The sequence below is a fragment of the Flavobacterium sp. CSZ genome, from assembly GCF_015350725.1.
GTDB lineage: Bacteria > Bacteroidota > Bacteroidia > Flavobacteriales > Flavobacteriaceae > Flavobacterium.
The window spans coordinates 226,135-244,459 of record NZ_JADKPQ010000004.1; the positions used below are offsets into that span (position 1 = coordinate 226,135).

At 35.4% G+C, this 18,325-nt stretch carries 11 protein-coding genes and 3 tRNA genes; 12 read left to right on the forward strand and 2 right to left on the reverse strand.

The genetic code is table 11. The features are described 5' to 3' along the window. Positions 1-204: 204 nt before the first annotated feature. The 5 genes from IRZ78_RS06600 (at position 205) to IRZ78_RS06620 (ending at position 7,403) form a co-directional block, all read left to right on the forward strand. Positions 205-2,445: a hypothetical protein gene (locus tag IRZ78_RS06600; RefSeq protein ID WP_194615773.1), complete on the forward strand. Its 2,241-nt coding sequence runs from the start codon at positions 205-207 to the stop codon at positions 2,443-2,445. A 221-nt stretch (positions 2,446-2,666) separates the two neighbouring features. Beyond that, a complete protein-coding gene (locus IRZ78_RS06605; RefSeq protein WP_194615774.1) occupies positions 2,667-4,088 on the forward strand; it encodes an RtcB family protein in 1,422 nt (473 codons plus the stop codon). Between the two features lie 308 nt (positions 4,089-4,396). Continuing rightward, positions 4,397-4,894 (forward strand): hypothetical protein, encoded by a 498-nt coding sequence (locus tag IRZ78_RS06610; protein WP_194615775.1) that lies wholly within the window; start codon positions 4,397-4,399, stop codon positions 4,892-4,894. 406 nt (positions 4,895-5,300) lie between these two features. After that, on the forward strand, positions 5,301-6,098 hold the full coding sequence (locus tag IRZ78_RS06615) for a TatD family hydrolase (protein ID WP_194615776.1): 798 nt from the start codon (positions 5,301-5,303) through the stop codon (positions 6,096-6,098). 237 nt (positions 6,099-6,335) lie between these two features. After that, a complete protein-coding gene (locus tag IRZ78_RS06620; RefSeq protein ID WP_194615777.1) occupies positions 6,336-7,403 on the forward strand; it encodes a hypothetical protein in 1,068 nt (355 codons plus the stop codon). Positions 7,404-7,522: 119 nt separating this feature from the next. On the opposite strand, the gene IRZ78_RS06625 is transcribed toward IRZ78_RS06620, so the two are convergent. Together IRZ78_RS06625 and IRZ78_RS06630 are read right to left on the reverse strand one after the other, a co-directional pair. Then, complete coding sequence (locus tag IRZ78_RS06625; protein ID WP_194615778.1) at positions 7,523-8,851, reverse strand: SWIM zinc finger family protein; 1,329 nt, start codon at positions 8,849-8,851, stop codon at positions 7,523-7,525. A 6-nt stretch (positions 8,852-8,857) separates the two neighbouring features. Then, the gene (locus IRZ78_RS06630) at positions 8,858-11,950 is read right to left on the reverse strand and encodes a DUF6493 family protein (protein WP_194615779.1); all 3,093 of its coding nucleotides are present in this window, start codon (positions 11,948-11,950) and stop codon (positions 8,858-8,860) included. Between the two features lie 1,219 nt (positions 11,951-13,169). On the opposite strand from IRZ78_RS06630, the gene IRZ78_RS06635 reads away from it, so the two are divergent. The 7 genes from IRZ78_RS06635 to IRZ78_RS06665 all read left to right on the forward strand — a co-directional run bounded on the left by IRZ78_RS06635 (position 13,170) and on the right by IRZ78_RS06665 (position 18,303). Continuing rightward, a complete protein-coding gene (locus tag IRZ78_RS06635; protein ID WP_194615780.1) occupies positions 13,170-13,748 on the forward strand; it encodes a hypothetical protein in 579 nt (192 codons plus the stop codon). A gap of 835 nt (positions 13,749-14,583) precedes the next feature. Beyond that, positions 14,584-14,656, forward strand: a tRNA-Asn gene (locus IRZ78_RS06640). Between the two features lie 20 nt (positions 14,657-14,676). Next, positions 14,677-14,749 (forward strand) — tRNA-Asp (locus IRZ78_RS06645). 94 nt (positions 14,750-14,843) lie between these two features. Then, positions 14,844-14,915: transfer RNA gene (locus tag IRZ78_RS06650), tRNA-Pro, on the forward strand. A 190-nt stretch (positions 14,916-15,105) separates the two neighbouring features. Further along, positions 15,106-15,891: a hypothetical protein gene (locus tag IRZ78_RS06655; RefSeq protein WP_194615781.1), complete on the forward strand. Its 786-nt coding sequence runs from the start codon at positions 15,106-15,108 to the stop codon at positions 15,889-15,891. Positions 15,892-16,637: 746 nt separating this feature from the next. Next, a complete protein-coding gene (locus IRZ78_RS06660) occupies positions 16,638-17,735 on the forward strand; it encodes a slipin family protein (protein ID WP_194615782.1) in 1,098 nt (365 codons plus the stop codon). A 22-nt stretch (positions 17,736-17,757) separates the two neighbouring features. Then, positions 17,758-18,303, forward strand: coding sequence for a 3'-5' exonuclease (locus IRZ78_RS06665; protein WP_194615783.1), 546 nt, complete (start codon positions 17,758-17,760; stop codon positions 18,301-18,303). The last annotated feature ends 22 nt before the right edge of the window (positions 18,304-18,325 follow it).

Sequence of the window (18,325 nt, forward strand, 5' to 3'; positions counted from 1 at the left end):
CCGGTTCGAGTCCGGCGAGTTTTAAAATCACCATTAATAAAAAAAACGAGGGTCAAGATTAACTTACTTCTGGGGAAACCCACCAAACTGTCACTTTGAATCAGTTAATCAATTATCGTCAAATTTCAGGTCAAGTGTTTCTTACTTCAAAATCTTTTAGGTAGAACCAGAAACGCAATTATCTAAATTTTAAAAATTAAAAAAATGAAAACACAAGAATTATTAAAAATCAGTTTGCGTCAAAACGCTATTTTCATTCCATCAGAAATGATTGCGAATGATATCAAAAAATTATCAGGATCAACATCGGTTTTAGTAGCCAATGTTTCAAAGCTCGGATTTACGTTTTCCGAATCGTTATTACACGCTTTAAATAATGTAAATCCGAATTATAAATTAGAGGTTTTAGAAATCTTAAAAGATGTTTTAGGAACAGATAAAAACTGGGCGCCTTTGGTAAAAGAATGGCATATTCCGACAGGAGAAACTGTTTTGGATCATGTTGCCACTTTTTTTGCAAATGTTTTTCAAACTAAAAACGGAACAACTTTACAATGCGGACATATTATTCCAGATAACACATTTGCTTTAGAACGATACAATGGTTGTCCGTTTTGCGGAACTCCGTTTGAATTTGGTAAAATCGAAAACTTTGGACAAGGAAGCAAATTAAAAGCATTGGATTTATGGTCAGATAAAAAATTGGAAGATTTCTATATATCATTATTGCAATCTAAAACCGCACTAGACGCTACACAGGCAGATAGTTTAAAAATAGCATTAAAGAATTTGCCTTTACCAAAAGCAGATATCGCGATCAAAGAAACTTTGATGTTGGTGATCGATGTTTTAATCGAAGAAGGTCAGGCCGAAAAAGCCTCTCAGTATTTTAAATCACCAACAGATATCTTACGATATTTATGGTTCAAGAATACAGGATTGTTGCAAATTATCGAGCCAAAAACGATTATCAAAAGAACATCAAAAAATGCTCAGCACTTTTTTAATGTTTTGGATACAAGTGCGCAGGCAAAAATTGCCTCTCAAAAAGATTTGAAATTGAAATATTCCCGAAAAGAATGTTTGATGGTAGCCAATTGGTTGAATAATCTGGATATGGATGTGGAGACAATGTGCGAAATCATGCACCCAAAAAGAGGGATGTGGGTTCGTTTTATAAGAGCGTTACGTTTGGCAGAATACAGCAAAAGAAAAGGCTTTGAAAAATTAGCTTTTTTGATGGATGTATTTTACAACCAGGTGTACGACGTTTGGCAAAGTAAAGTAAACACATCACGATTGAAATTTAATGCCGATAAAACATTTGCATTATTAAAACAACGTCCGGGATTGTTTGCACGTTCGTTATTCTCGAATATGCTGTGGTTTGGTGCAGACGAAACTGTGTTGCATTTTACAGAGATTATCGATAAAGTTCCTGCCAGATTGGTGTTTACTTTGAATATGTATGCTCAAAATTATTTTGATAAAAACATGCAAAGAAGCGTGAAGCCTTTGGGTGGAACCAACAAACGAATTGCACCAAATGCATTATTGAATTTGTACGACGAAGCGCAATTAGAGGCGATGAAAAATCAAATCGAAGCGTTGTGTTTGTTGGTGATGAAGAAAAGATTTGCCGCAATTGCAAACCCAAACAAAACGATCTATATCGATCCGCAATTGTTTAATATGCCAGTTTCGATTGGAGATAGAAGCGAAAACGTTCAGGATTTACCGGTAGCTTTAATGGGAACACGTTTCCCAGTTGAAGGTAACGAAGTGAGATTGTTCATGCAATGGGGTACAGGTTTACCGGCACAACATCTTGATATGGATTTAAGCTGTCATATTGCGTATGAAGATAAAGCCGATATATGTTCTTTCAGCCGATTGGAAACTGTTGGTTGTCAACATAGCGGTGATATCAGAAGTATTCCTGCGAAAGTGGGAACAGCTGAATACATCAAGATCGATATCGCTAAATTGGCGAAAGCCAACGCAAAATTTGTGACTTTTACCTGCAACGCTTACAGCAACGGAAGTATCACACCAAATCTTGTCGTAGGTTGGATGAACAGCAAACATCCAATGAAAATCTCCGAGAAAACCGGAGTAGCATACGATCCGTCGTGTGTTGATCACCAAGTTCGTGTGACGCAAAATGTTGCAAAAGGTTTGGTTTTTGGAGTGTTAGATGTAGCCAAAAGAGAAATCGTTTGGTTAGAGATGACCTTTGGAGGACAAGTTGTTCAAGGTTTGGATTTTAAAGGAGTCCAGGCGTTATTGGCAAAACTAAGCAGCAAATTGAATATTGGTAGTTTGTTACAACTCAAAGCGGAAGCCCAGGGTTTAAACATTACCGAAGATCAAAATGCCGATGAGGTTTACGATGCACAATGGGCGATAAATGCTGCGGCAGTTACGCAATTATTAATTGATTAAGGAGGAAAGGGGGCAAAGGGACAAAGGTTTAATGTTTCACGCAGATTTAAAAGAGATTTCAGCAGATGAACGCAGATTATTTATTAAAAAATTCTTTTAGATCTGCTCAAATCTCTTTTAAATCTGCGTGAAATAAATACTACGCAAAATAACTGCGCACTTCTATAAAACCTTTGCACCTATGAACCTCTGGAACTTTATTCCTTAAAAAATAAAAAATCATGAATACACAAATAAACGGTACAGATATACTAGAATTAGGATTCCCTGAAGGAAAAATAATCGGGATTGCCTTAAAAATAAATAGTAAAAGACACGGGTTGAAGCGTGATGAAATGATCACCAATTTCAAGAGCGTTCTTGAAACACCTGAAAATTATATAGACGATGCTATTTTTAGCAAACTGGCAATTGCTTTGATCGAAAAAGCAAATGAAAAACCAGAAGATTTTATCGCATTAAACCAAAACCCGAATGCATATTCTGCTTACGGATTAGATCATATCGAAGACGGAGCGAGAAAACAAATGGAAGTAGCCATGAAATTGCCCGTTACCGTTGCCGGAGCTTTAATGCCGGATGCGCACCAAGGTTACGGATTGCCAATTGGCGGGGTTTTAGCGACTAAAAATGCTATTATTCCGTATGGAGTTGGGGTTGATATTGGTTGTCGAATGGCGTTATCGGTTTATGATATTGCAGAAGATTTTTACTTTGAAAACGAAGCCAAATTCAAAAAAGAATTAATTGCCAATTCGATTTTTGGAGCAGGTCACGGTTTTCATGGACAATACAAATCAGATCACGCGGTTTTAGAAAACGATGCTTTTAATATGACTCCGTTTGTGAAGCATTTAAAAGATAAAGCCTGGTCACAATTGGGGTCTTCGGGAGGTGGAAATCACTTTGTCGAATTCGGAATCATGGAATTTGCAAAAGACGATACGGTTTTAAATATCCCAAAAGGAAAATACGTGGCTTTGTTAACGCATTCTGGTTCACGTGGGATGGGTGCCACAATTGCCGGACATTATACTAAAATGGCAAAAGATGTTTGTAAACTTCCGGAAGTGGCTAAAAATTTAGCCTATTTGGATATGAACTCCCAATTGGGTCAGGAATACTGGATGGCGATGAATTTGGCGGGAGATTACGCTTCGGCTTGTCATGAGATTATCCATAACAAAATGGAACGCGCTTTGGGAGCAACGATTTTAGCCAAAGTCGAAAACCATCATAATTTTGCCTGGAAAGAAATCTGGAACGGAGAAGAAGTGATCGTGCATAGAAAAGGAGCAACTCCAGCCGGAAAAGGCGTTATGGGAATTATTCCGGGAAGTATGACCGCGCCGGGATTTTTGGTGAGAGGAAAAGGCGAGGAGAACGCCATAAACTCAGCTTCGCATGGAGCAGGAAGACAAATGAGCCGAACTCAAGCCATAAAAAACATTACTAAAACCGAAATGAAATCGATTTTGCAATATCACGGGGTTACGCTTATTGGAGCAGGTCTTGACGAAGCCCCAATGGCCTATAAAGATATCAATCAGGTGATGGAAGCGCAACAGGATTTAGTTGATGTCGTGGCGAAGTTTACCCCTAAATTGGTGAGAATGGCAGATGACGGAAGTCGAGAGGATTAAGTTTTAGTGATTAGTCGTAGTGGCAGTTTTCAGTGTAGAGGCGCACAGTAGTGCGTCTAACACAGCGTATTCTCATTTTATGTCATTTCGACGTAAGGAGAAATCACACGCGGGATTCGATAGAGATTGGCGACATTCTGTGTGGAGTTTCTAGTGTGATTTGCTTCGCCTGTTTGCTATCTCGGGTTGCAGATTTCAGCAGATTTAAAATGATTTTTTTAAATAATTTGCGACCATCTGCTTCAATCATTTTAAATCTGCGTGAAACAAAAAAACTTAGCGTCTTTACGTGATTAAAAAAAACAGACATGGAAATACTAAACAGAGATTTCGAAATACTCACAGATTACATCCTGACCTTTCATTTTTACAAATATCTAAATATCGATCTAATCGAAGACTGGGCAATCGAATTGATCAATTCAGGTTATGAGAGTGAAGCTATTTATAATTTGGCGTGTTTCTATAAACCAATTGATTCTTATGAAGTTCAGCCTTATCTGGAAGCCATTCTCTTAGAATTAAATCTAACGACAAAAAACGAAGAGGAATCAGAAAAATGCCATATAAGATATTTTCTCAATAAAATAATGAAACATGACGATGTGAGAGGTAACCTGAAAAGATTGCTGTATATCGATTACGATTTTAATAAAGATATACATATACTTGATTTGTATTCTCTTCAATATGTTTGGGATGATCTGTTGGCAGGCGAAGTCTATTGGTATAATAAAGATTTTAATCTGGATAATATTGAACAAGAAGTTATAGTACTGGCCAAAAAATGGCTTAATGAAAATTGAAGGCTCAAAGGTTTACCCTCATTTTATGTCATTTCGATGCAGGAGAAATCACACTCGGGATTCGACAAAGATTGGCAACATTCTGTGTGGAGTTTATAGTGTGATTTGCTTCGTCTGTTCGCTATCGCTCGAAACTCCTGCGTAGAAATGATAACTTTGTGGTAATTTTAATCGCAAAAAAAATTTTCACGCTCCAGATAGCTATCGGGATTGCAGATTCAGCAGATTTTTAAATAATCCTTTAATCTTATTAATCTGTGGCTAAAATAAAAACTTTGCGACTCTGCGACTTTACGAGATTAAAAACAAAAAGCTTAGCGCCTTAGTGGCAAAAAAATAATAATAATTAACACAAAGAATAAAAAAAACTTTGTGTCTTAGTGCCTTTGTGGTAAAAAACAAAAAGATGAATTATATAGATATAGGAATTAATTTAACCAATAAACAATTCCACAACGACATAGAAGATGTCATACAAAACGCTTTAGATGCCGATGTATCGCAAATGATACTCACCGGAACAAGCGTAAAAAACAGCGAGGCTTCTGCCCAAATGGCAAAAGAATATCCCGGAATATTACATGCAACAGCCGGAATTCACCCACATGATGCGAAGAGTTTTGATGCGCAGAGCATTTCGAGACTTCGGAATTTATTAAAACAGAAACAGGTAGTTTCGGTAGGCGAGTGCGGACTCGATTTTGATCGTGACTTTTCGCCCAGAAATGTACAGGAAACCTGTTACAAAGCGCAATTAGAATTGGCGATCGAAGTTCAGAAACCTTTGTTTTTGCACGAAAGAGCTGCTTTTACAAGGTTTATGAGCATTACAAAAGACTATTTGCCACAATTGCCAAAAGCCGTTGTGCATTGTTTTACCGGAACTTTGCAAGAAGCCAAAACCTATCTCGATAACGGATTTTATCTTGGTTTTACCGGAGCAATATCCGACAGTAAACGTTTTGATCATTTAAAAGAAGTGATCCAGTACGTACCACTGGACCGAATGATGATCGAAACCGATGCGCCGTTTATGCTGCCGAAAAATGTCCCGAACAGCCTTTTGAAGAAATACCACGAACGCCGTTGCGAACCTGCTTTTCTGCCTTTTGTTGCAGCAACTGTAGCGCAGTTTAAAGGAGTTTCGGGGATTATAGTTGCGGAGGAAACGACCAGGAATACTAAAAGCTTTTTTGGAATTTAGAATTGGAATTTAACTTGTTTCTAACCACAAATTTGCAATTTTATCTTGTGAGTTTGTGGTTTTTTATTTGTTAATTTGAAGTCATATTACAACTCATATACATACCGAAAAACCAATTAATTTTTAGCAGTTTAACCAAAAAAAGATTGATTAATGACTTATAAATCAATATACTTTCAAAGTAAAAAAATAATTCTTCTTGCCTTTATTCTCTTAGTATTTTCATGTAAAAAAGAAGTGAAAACAGTACATAAAAAAAGTACTAAAGACACGGTTTCGGCTGTAGAACCAGAAGAAGAAAAAGTAATTCCGACCGAAATAGAAGGTAAATTTTTAAAAAGGCTTATTAACGAAGAAATTGGCGAACAAAAATATAAGGAAATGCAAATATCTGAATCTCCTTATTACGTTTCGTTTGCAAATGATGACGATCCTTATACCGTTTCTTTTTCGATTTATGAAAAAGCTGATTTTAATAATGACCGAATCATTGATTATCTAATTCACAGATCATCTGAAGGAATGCTGGGTGGAAATGCAAACACTAACGATGAGTTTATTTTTTACATTATGAAAGATGAAATTAATGAAAACGAATCTCATAGTATTCTGGGATATGCTCCTTTTTCATACAACATAATTGACGAAGCAAATTTTGTTGGTAATAAATTTAAAATTAAGGTTACACAAAATTTCAGAACGTATTCAAGTTCGGTAGAAGATTTAAAATCGACTTCATTATCATTTATATATAAGAATGGAAATCTATACGAAGAATCATATTTGTCAAAATGTAAATTGGCAAAATTGAAATCTAAAACTATTTTTAATGATATTCCTGGAGTAGAAGAACGTACCAGAAGTATTGAAATGCATAATTACACCGAAACTATTGAAGAAATATATAAAAAGAATGATACTCTAATTAATGCCAGCGTAGGTGGCTGTGATAATTTAACATTAGAGTTTAATACGTTTTATAAAGTAGAACCGGATAAAATAAATAATACTGAATTTAAAAAAGAAACTGCTTTACAATTATTAGAATTTTTAGCTAAAAATACTCAGTTTTCAAAAGAAATTAATGTTGCAATAAGCTATTATCAGAACAATCCTTTAGACAACGAATATATCGAAAAGATAAAAGGATACGGATTTAGAGTTTTAATTGATAAGGATGACGACCGTAAAGGGCAATTGAGGTTTTTAGTTCAAATTGATAAAATAGAAAATCCATATCAAAAAGAGAATTGGGAAATAACTATACGCAATAAAACTGCTCCGCCGGATAATGAAGATTACTAAATAGCGATGTTTCCTAAAAATCCGGATAAATCAGCGTTTTCGCGAAAGCGAATCCGTATAATCTGCGTCTAAAATCGCCCAATCAGGGCGATTTTTATTTTTATATAAAAGTATAATTTCTAAGAAATGACCATCTTCACTCCCAAAATATGCTTGCAAATTCCTCTTTTGCCCTGATAAGCCGTAAACCAGTCGCAGGTACATCTTTGCGAATTATTGTCGATAATTACTTTGTGTAAAACGCCCGAACCTTTTACTTTGGCTTCGATATAATCAGCTCTTCGTTCGACGATTTGGATGTCTTCGTTGTCGATTAGTTTTTTGGCATTTTTAAGTCTTGGGTTGAGCGATAAAATACGTTCGGTTTTAAAAGGGAGACGACGGTAGAAATGCGCTTTTTCGCTTAAATCATAACCCAATAATCCCATCGAGGATAAATTCGAAGTCAGATTGTCCATCGTGCCAAAATCGATATCATTTTCGATAGAAAACATCGTGGGGTCAAAAGTTTCATTCGATTTAAGTAAACTGTTTAATCCGTAAACCCATTCTATAGGTAAGTTTTCGGTCATGGTTTCGAGTACATTTCCTTCGCCCGAAAATCCGCGGTATGAATCTGGAGAAAAAGCCATTAGAAGCTGCATTTTTCCAAATTCGGCCACAATCGCACAAGTTTGTTTGTCTGACGATTCGTAGATGAAAATTTTATCTACAATAGCCAGAATTCCTTCTAACAAACGCAAACGCTGCACGCCGCCAATTCTAACGCTATCGGCTGTAGCCAAAGTCGAAAACATAAATTTTCCGGCTCTTTTGGTGATGAAAAAATCACCTTTTACAGTTCCTTTTGGTAAACTCTGAAACAGCTGAATCGTCTGAATTTTATTCAATTCAAACTTAATATCCATATCGGCCAGATACAACTGCACGCTTGTTAAACCTTTTATCCAGCGCATGGGTAAAGTCACTTTTTTCTCTGTCACTTTTGCTTTGCTGGTAATGACCTGAACATCCTGCTGACCAACGGCAAGGGTTACTTTTTCGTTTTTCTGAATCGCATTTAAGGCATTCAGCATTGGGTCATTAAAATCGACATTCGTAGTTCCGTTCGCGATAAATTCTCCGTCGATGGCTTCGGGTTTCATGTCCAGTCGCACATAAACGCCATTGCAGGACGAAAAACCTTCGAAACGCAAGCGCTCAGATCCTGCCGAAACGATAGGATCACGAAGACTTGGCGGAATGGGACCAAAACTGGAACGAACCACTTTGGCAATCGTAGTCCAGCATTTTGCGGTAACATAAGGATCTGTCAAACTTCCCCAGAAAAAACACGGAATGTTATTGACTTCTTCAATTTCGGTTTGGTGTGCCAAAACCAGATTGTTAATGCCTTTGGTTTTACTGTAAGTCGAAATTCCTTTATAATTATATTCGAGATCTGTCATTTTTCTTTATTTTAAAATTTGCTTAATCAATGATTTAAGCGATGCATTATCTTTCCATTTTTCAAAGAAAACAATTGCTTTGGCCGATGGTTTTTGATTGGTTTTGGTTAAGATATCCAGATAGTTTTCTATTATTTTCTTGAAGTTGGTTGGTAACTTGTCTTTTAGATCAAGAGTTGAAAAAAACGAGTTCAACAACTTCAATAACGCATTATTGTGCAATGGTGAAACATCTTTTATGGCAATTAATCCGTCGACTAATCTTAAAAACACGCCATATTTTTCGGTTACCAGATACGCTATTTTCTCAGCAAAAAGTTCGATATCAATAGCTTGTTTTTCGATTAACTGAATCAAAACTTCAGATGCCAGTAATCGTAAATCTTTCTTTTCCTGGAAGAAACAGCAGGCATACAAAAACAGGCTGATATCTGAGAATCGAAATTCAGGTCGGTTGATGACATCCAGAAAACCTTTTAATTCTGGTTTTGCTCCATCGGCAGTTCCGCAATTTTGCAGTAAAGTCAATGCCAGCGCATCTGAGTTCTGCGGCGTAAGACTGTGCCAGAAATAGGTGTTTCCTGCATAGTTGAGTAAATAATCCCAACTGTTTGGTCGCTGATATACATCAAGACTGTACAGCAAATAGTTTGGGATTTTAGAATAATTAGGCAAGTCGAATCTTAGTTCGTACCAGGATGGCGTTCGTTCCTTTTCTTTGGTTTGGTAATTCGTCCATTCGTTCCATTTTTCCTTAAACTGAAGTTGAGGTTTAAAAGGAGACACCACAAACGGAATCTCTTTTAAATACGTATTCTCAAATTCAGGAAAAGTATCGTTTGGATAAAAAGTTCTTGCTGCAACTGCCCAAAGCGATAAGTTTCCGGTTTCTTTGGTCGTTTTGCCCATTGTCGCCAATAGTTTCGAAAACAACGAAGTCGAATCTAATGCTACTTTTTCGTTTACGCCCAGACAAAACGATAATAAGGGTTTGAGTTCACCTTCGATCTTATCTAATAACGGAATTGCCTCTTCAACATTTTCTCTCGGCATACGGGCAATTGCAATAGCCAGATCGACAGCATCAATTTCTTCTTTTGTATTTTGATATGCAATAACCCTTTCTAACAAAACTTTTGGAGCGACCCAATACGGTTTATGGCTCGGGAAAGAGAGCAGGGGCAAAGTAGAATTAGAATCTATTTTTTGCTGCACTTTTTCGAGTAAAGGCTGCATCAACAAAGTGGTATTAATCTTTGAATAATGATTGACTTTACTATTGAATTTGTTATCGATGTTGGCGATTTTAGATTGTAAAAATGCCTTCACGAAATTTTTGTGAGTGGCTTCAAAATAATGCTTTTGCAATTGTTTTTCATAAGGCTGCAATTGCGCGCTATAATCTGCCGGAAACAAATCCCGTTGCGCAATATAAATATTCAATAGAATTTCTGAATCGACTGTTTCTTCTGAATTGATGAAATTTCCAAACTGAAAAACAACATCGTTCCAATCCTTTGGCAACTGAACTTCTTCTGTAAGCAATAATTCTTGTTGAGGTTCGAATGTATATTCTTCATGTGCAGTATCATCAACAACCAGAGCATCTTCGTCTAAGAACTGGGTTAATCCTGATTTGATATTTCCCTGCATCAAAGTCACGTAAGATGATAATTTCTCTTTAAGAACTTTATCTTTTACGTTGCCAATTTTGGTAATAATTTTGGTAGTGCGTTCCTGCAACGCCAGATCGGCAATAACATAAACATCGGCAATAATAGATGAAATTGTAGCGCTTAGTTTGGGGTTCGATTTGGTGATTTTCTCCAGAATTGGCAAAACATTTTTAATGGCCGCTTTACAATCGCTGCGCATCATTAAAGGTTCTAGCCATTCGAGAAATGATTTGGTTTTGAATTTAGGATGATCGTAAATTTTCTTGATCAGTTCAATTCCGTAACTCGTTATAGGCGGATACGGATTGTGTAGAAAAGAGAATATGTTTTCCTGTAGAACGATCAGTTCATCGGCAGTAACATTAAATTCTTCGATTCTTTTTCTAAAAAAAGATTTCAGGTTATTGTTCCATTCTTTGGTTTGAATCAGGATGGCATTTTCGATAAAAAACGCACGTTCCATCTTTTTCTCCTCTAATAATGATTTATAAATAACGGCCCAGGTCTGGAATTCATCATGTTTTTGTTTATCATTATCCCTAAAAAAACTACTGTGCAGAATCGTTTCATAATTAAACAATTCCGGAATATCCCTTTGATACGTTAGTTTGTCGCTTAAGGATGTATTAATGAATCTTCTGGTCTTCATTTTGGAGCGCCATTCATTCGTTGCGGCCAATGTCAAAGCGTATAATTCGGGATTATAGGTTAATAAATCCTGTTCTTCGAGTTGGCGCAGGGTATGATAATTAAATCCAACCCAATCTTGTCTTTTTACTTTATCTAAAATAAAAGTATCGAGCCAATTGGGTTTTGCCCACAATAAAACTTCCTTCACCTGAGGTTTTTCGTCTAATTCATTTAATAGACTCAAAGCCTCGTCCCAGGAATTGATATCTGCTTTATCAAATAAGGCGATGGCGCTTAGGGTAATAATATCACTTTGTTTTTTATCGCCGCGTGTTCCCCAGCCATAATCGTGTTTGTCTTTTTTTACATAACCCGGATCTTTGGTAAGATCAGTATAGGTCATAAAATAGCGTTTACTTTTCTTGATGAGTTTTTTTAGCGCTTCAATATTCCCTTTTGATTTTTCTTTTAGAAAAGGCAATAGTAAATCTATATTTTTAGATTTTATGATCGTCTCATATTCTTCAAGAACTTCATCAGATTTTGCGCTTTTAGCGGTTTTAGGTTTCGAAGCCACGGCAACATCACCAGTTTTTGAATAACCTTTTTTTACTTTTTCGGCCAGTATTTTTTCTGCTGATTTCAGACATTCTTCGTCTGTAGAAAATGATTTGGTTTGAGAAGTTCCTGATGTTCCGTTTTTGCCGTAAGTCACAGTATATTCTAAACCTGTAACTTCAATTTGCCAAAACTTATCAGAGTTTCCGTCTATGTATTTTAAATATTTTTTCATGGTATTTAAGGGACTGAATTTGATAAAAAATAATGTGTGCGTATATTCTCAAAAATATAAAATTATTAAGCTTTATAGGCTTTTTTAAGGGAAAATTTAGGTTAAAATTGCGCTCTGCTTTATAAATATTTCAGCGTTAATACTATAGAAATGTTAAAATATATTGTACATTTGTTCCTGAAATGGAAAAGAAAAACATAAATATCAACGTGTCGGAAAGACAATATAGCGATCGTTTAGCCGGATTTATTCTTGCTAAAGGTTCTGGATGTGATATGTATTTTAATGAATTGAAGTGTAAATTGTAGTTACAAACTCAACATAAATATATAAAAGCGTCCTTTTCGGGGCGCTTTTTTTGTTTTAGTCCCACTTAGCGAAGTAGAAGTGTGATAATTTAGATTACTCATTATGACAGAAAATGATAAAAAAGAAGTTTTGACCAAAAAGAATCAAAAAAATAATTGACCAAAATGTTACATGATAATACTAAATAACGAAATATACTCTTGAAAAGTAATCTGATGATACACAGTCATTTGATAAAATGAAGAATCTGCACAAGTATGCGGACAACCATTTCTATGCTTTTATTTCGGGTTAAATAATTGATTATCAGAAAAATAAATATTAAAAATCATTTGGATAATTGATCTTTTCGAATATATCTTTGTCCAAGAAATTTGAAGATAGAATTTCAAACAATAATGATTTAAACAGACAATACAACAAATACAATACAACAAATAAAATGGATTTTAAATATAACTCATATAGTACAGAATTACACGCCCCAGGATTCGTTTCGGGATGTTTTACAATACAGGTGCATGAACGGCAGTAGGATAGATATATCTTATTGAATCTCATGAAGCACCTTTAATCGGGTGCTTTTTTTGTGCAAAAAAAATAAAGTTTGCCGCGAAGGCACTAAGGCACAAAGATTTTGTATAAAGAATTGAATTAACAAAATTAGTGACGTAGCAACAGACTGAAAAAGTAATGCGTAAAATGATTTTCGCGCAAAGTCGAAGAGGCGCAAAGATTCAAAGTAAAAAGATTAGCGACTTGTCGTCTTTGCGAGAGACAGACAAAATATTGATGAAACAAAAAAGCGAGTGATTATCTCGTAAAAATAAAAGATAAACCTTAGTGTCTTTGAGCCTTTGTGGCAAATTACCTAAGATTAACAATAACTAACCAATTAAAAAAATATATTATGAACAACAATACATTAGATAAATACAAAAAAGCGATTAGAAATAAATACGAGATCGAAAAAGAAGGTGAATACTTTGATTATTTGTACAGTCCTTCTCGTGGAAAACTACGTGATTTCTGTTGGCTTATTTTCGAGAATGGCGTGACTCAGGATGATTTAAATGTTTTTAGAAATTTATTTTCTATCGATTTTGATCACACCAAAAAGAAGAAATTTAAGGAGCAAAAAGACAAGTTCAGACCTATCGAAACCTTCTTGAAAGGAGAAACAGATCCAACGAATATTGATGCAATAAATCTGGCAGCAATTATGGTTGATTTTCAGCCGCGTCCGTTTAAAAACTTTAATAAAATGTGCAGAATGGAAGATGCAAAACAGATGGAAAACAGCTATCAGGCTCAGGCAGTCGTAGAAGTAGAGAAAAAATTCAGGAAAGTAGCGAGCTTTGTTGAAAATGAAAAGTCAGCAGAATATTCTAGAAAAGGAAGTATTTTTTCAAATTTCACGACTCTATTTTCTAAAAAAGGAGACCAGAAGAGATACCCGGAGAAAAGAATCAGGTTTTCGAGTGGCTAGAACGTTATGGGGCTATTGAAGGAAGTCTTCGTGAAGTGAAATATCTGTGAAAGACAAGATTAAATTATAAAACAAAACACTTACATTTGCAATCGAAATGAAAATGAAAATGAAAAACATACATATCAACCTGTCAATAAGACAATATAGCGATCGTTTAGCGGGATTTCTTCCGGCTAATGGCTTAGGATGCGGTATGTATTTTAATGAATTGAAGTGTAAATTATAGTTACAATCTCAACATAAATATATAAAAGCGTCCTTATCGGGACGCTTTTTTTTGTTTTCATCACAATGAATGAAGTCGAATTTCGAATATTTATATGACTCTTTATGACAGAGAAAGAACTTTTAACTAAAAATAATTAAAAAAATAATGACCAAATGTTTCATGATAAGACCAAATAGCGCAATATAATTTTGAAAAGTAATCTGATGAGAGACAGTCATTTGATGCAATTAAGAATCTGCACCATTAAGCGGACAGGAATTTCTATGCTTTGTGTTTAAATACAACTACTTGATTGTCAGTAAAATAAATTAAAAATAATTTGGATAATTGATTTTTTAGACTTTATCTTTGCCGAAGAAAATTTGGAAGACGAATTTATCACAACAACAACAACAACAACAACAACAATGATTTCAATATATAATACAATAGACAAAATGAATTTCGATAAAAATATATACAACGCAGAAATAGTAAACCCGGGTTTTTATCCAGGACGTTTAACAATAAAGGTGCATGAATACAGGCGATAGGATAATTATATCTATTCAATCTCATGAAGCACCTTTAATCGGGTGTTTTTTTTATGCCCAAAAATAAAATGATTTCGTAGCTCAATTGGCAGAGCGCTTGACTGTTAATCAATAGGTTGAAGGTTCGATTCCTTCCGAAATCGCACGTTCTCTAGAAGGAACTGGCTCATTGGGGTTACTGGCTAACCTTCCCGACTGTCTCTCGGGAGAAACGGGTTCGACTCCCGTATGAGCCGCTTTTTTTTTAAGGTTCAAAGGTGCAGAGTAACAAAGGTACAGAGGTTTAAAAAAACTTAGTATCTCAGTATCTCAGAACCTTAAAAGAAATAACTGGGAAGATAACGGTGGTTGTTTACCCGCCTTGGACGCGGGAGGTCGCAGGTTCGAATCCTGTTTCCCAGACAATTTTTTAGGTGCAAAGTTGCACAGTGACAAAGGTTTTAAAACTTTGCGCCTCTGCGACTTTGCGAGAGATTGACAAAGTATGGTAAAAAAATGGCGAGTAGTTTTCTCGCACAAAGTCGTAAATAAAAAAAGTTAGAGACTTAGTGCCTTAATGGCAAATATGAAGATTAATTTAAAAACAATGATTATGAAACAAGATTACAACCGAATTGCTCTTGTAGGAATAGAACAAGAAGAATATGATATTATAAAAGCCAATTATTCAGGACATATTATTTGGCATCAATCAATTCCGAAAATTGTTGTTAAAGATGAGGTTCTTTATATGGAAAAATCAAACGGAATAGGAATGTTGCCTGTAGACAAAGTAGTTTATTATGGAATTTACGACAATGATTTTGATTTTATTTCTGGATTGGCAATCTGGCGAGGTGCTTGTTATCCTAACGCTGTTGCGATGCTTGATTGTCGCTTTAAGATTCCGTGTTTGGTAAAAGCTTTATCACATTCGAGATTTAGTGCGCCACGAGGATTTATTAGCGCAGGTGCTTCTGTCAATGTTGGTGATGATACCGTTGCTAAATGGGGAAACTGGCATTGTGGTGAAAATAAACATCGTTTTACAGGAGAATGGGAAAGTGAATTTACAGCAACAACAGAACCTTATTATGAAGGTGAAGCTGTCAGGATTATGATAATTGGTGATGTTTACTGGCAAATAAAACTGGAAGGTGATTCGTGGCTAAAATCAATTCACCCTGATAATGCCGGATTTATGGATGTTGATACTGATTTACTTGAAGATACTTTACATATTAAAAACACTTTGCAAATGGATATGATTGGTAATGATTATATCGTTGCAAAGGATGGTTCTAAATATTTATTAGAAGTAAATCATATCCCTAACATAACCCGATTTGAAGACGTTCGACAAGTTTATTTATCGACTGTAATCGAATGGATAAATTAAAATCTTTATGCTGCGCAGAATTACTGCGCAGTACCATTTGAATATTTGCTCAGATAATAAAAACAAGTTCTTTTATAAATTGAAATACATCAAAGTGAAGGCTTTGATTAATAATATCAAACAAGTCCTGTTGCGTGTTTCTGTATAGCACCATTGTAGGGAACTTTCCGCGAAAGCGCATTATGTTTTTCTATGCAACTTGATTTGGAGGTTTTGATGGTTTTCCAAAAAACGATCGCCAACTCTATGTGTTGTGGGTTCAAATCCCATTCGCAGCAATGCGATAGCTCAATCCGGTAGAGCAATAGATTTTTTCGGGTCTCAAAAACCTGTTGAACGGAGACCATCACTCTTTAAAAGATGATCATTGAAAAAAACTGATTTGTCTTTGTCAGTGAAACTAAGATTTTTAACATCTGAAATTTCACACTCATGATAAAACCAGCGCGAAAAGTAATGTTTTTTGAAATACTCTTTTTCTTTTCGATTTGATTGTACAGATGATTTTAGGATCATATATACAAGAAACAATCGCAAACAATTCGAGTAAACAGATCACAAACTGTTCGTCCGTTTTTCTCTGAGGAGAAAGGCAATGAGGTTTTTTATTTAGAATAAGAACATAGAACATAGAATAAAGATAATAGAGTAAAGATAATAGAGTAAAGATAATAGAATAGAGGTTTTTATGGGTTCATAATTTAAAACTTGAAACAAAGAAAAAACTGAAACAAAAAAATATAATTATGATAAAGAGAATTAAAATCGAAGCGTACCAAGTGGGCTTGCTTTTCGAAAACAGAAAATTAGTTGCAGTGTTACAAGAAGGTTTGCACTGGACTTTTGGGAACAAGAATGTGTTGATTTATGATATGAATGCAGCTTTTCAGGCTCCATTTGAGTTGAATATCTTATTGCAGAATCAAGACTTGGCTTCAATGCTGGAAGTGGTTGAGGTGGCCGATAATGAGATCGTATTGCAATTTGTAAACGGAAACTTTAAAGAGATTTTGATTCCTGGGAGATATGCTTTCTGGAAAGGAATTGTAAAAAATGAATTTACGAGAGCCGATTTATCTAAGATTGAAATCACAGAAAACATTAAAGTGAATCTATTGGAACATGCGAAAATGAGATACTTTACCAGAAAGTTTATCGTAGCAAGCAATGACAAAGCGTTGTTGTTTGTGAACGGAACTTTTGTAAAAGAATTGAAATCAGGAACGCATTACTTTTGGAATAACGCGATTACAATCGAGGTTAAAACGTTTGATATCAGGCAACAGCAAGTAGAGATTTCCGGTCAGGAATTGTTGACTAAGGACAAAGCAGGATTAAGAATCAACTTTTTTGTGAGATATCAGGTTGTAGATATTATGAAGGCTTTGCTTGACAATAAAGATTTTGAAAAACAATTGTATGTGGCAATGCAATTGGCTTTACGAGCTTTTGTTGGTGGATTGACCTTAGATGAATTATTGGCCAGAAAAGATACAATTGCTGAAGCGATTTTAGGAGAAGTAACCACTAAAATAGAAGACTTAGGTTTAACGATTTCGGATGCCGGTATTCGTGATGTAATCTTGCCAGGAGATATGAAAGAGATCATGAATCAGGTTTTGGTTGCCGAGAAAAAGGCTCAGGCCAACAGTATCATGAGAAGAGAAGAAACCGCTGCAACAAGAAGTTTATTAAACACGGCAAAGCTGATGGAAGAAAACGAAATGTTGTGGAAATTGAAAGAGATGGAATACGTCGAAAAAATCGCTGATAAAATTGGAGAAATCACAATTTCAGGAGGCGGAAACGTTATTGGTCAATTAAAGGAAATCTTCGTGAAATAAAAACAAATTAAAAATTAGAAAAATGAAAACTACGGATAAAATTATTATTATCGATTTAGAAGCCACATGTTGGCAGAGCGCAATTCCTGAAGGTCAGGAGAATGAAATTATCGAAATTGGCTTAGCGGTTTTAGATGCACAAACGGGAGAAATTACTAAAAATAAGGGTATCTTAATAAAACCCCAGCGTTCGAGTGTGAGTCCCTTTTGTACAGAATTAACAACTATTACCCAAGATTTACTCGATAAAAACGGAGTAACTTTTGAGCAAGCCATCGAAAAGCTGGTAGACGAATATCAGCCTGATTTATATACCTGGGCGAGTTACGGTCAGTACGATATAAATATGATTCGAAAACAATGCAGGTCGTTTGGTATTGCTTATCCAATGGGGGATCAGCATATTAATGTAAAAACACTTGTTGCAGAAAAATTGGATTTACAAAAACCTATCGGAATGAATGGTGCTTTGCATCTCTTAAATATTCCGTTGGAAGGAACGCATCACCGCGGAATTGATGATGCAAAGAATATCGCAAAAATCCTGAATTGGTATTTGCGCAATTAAAAACGGCTGCCTTTTTAGGACA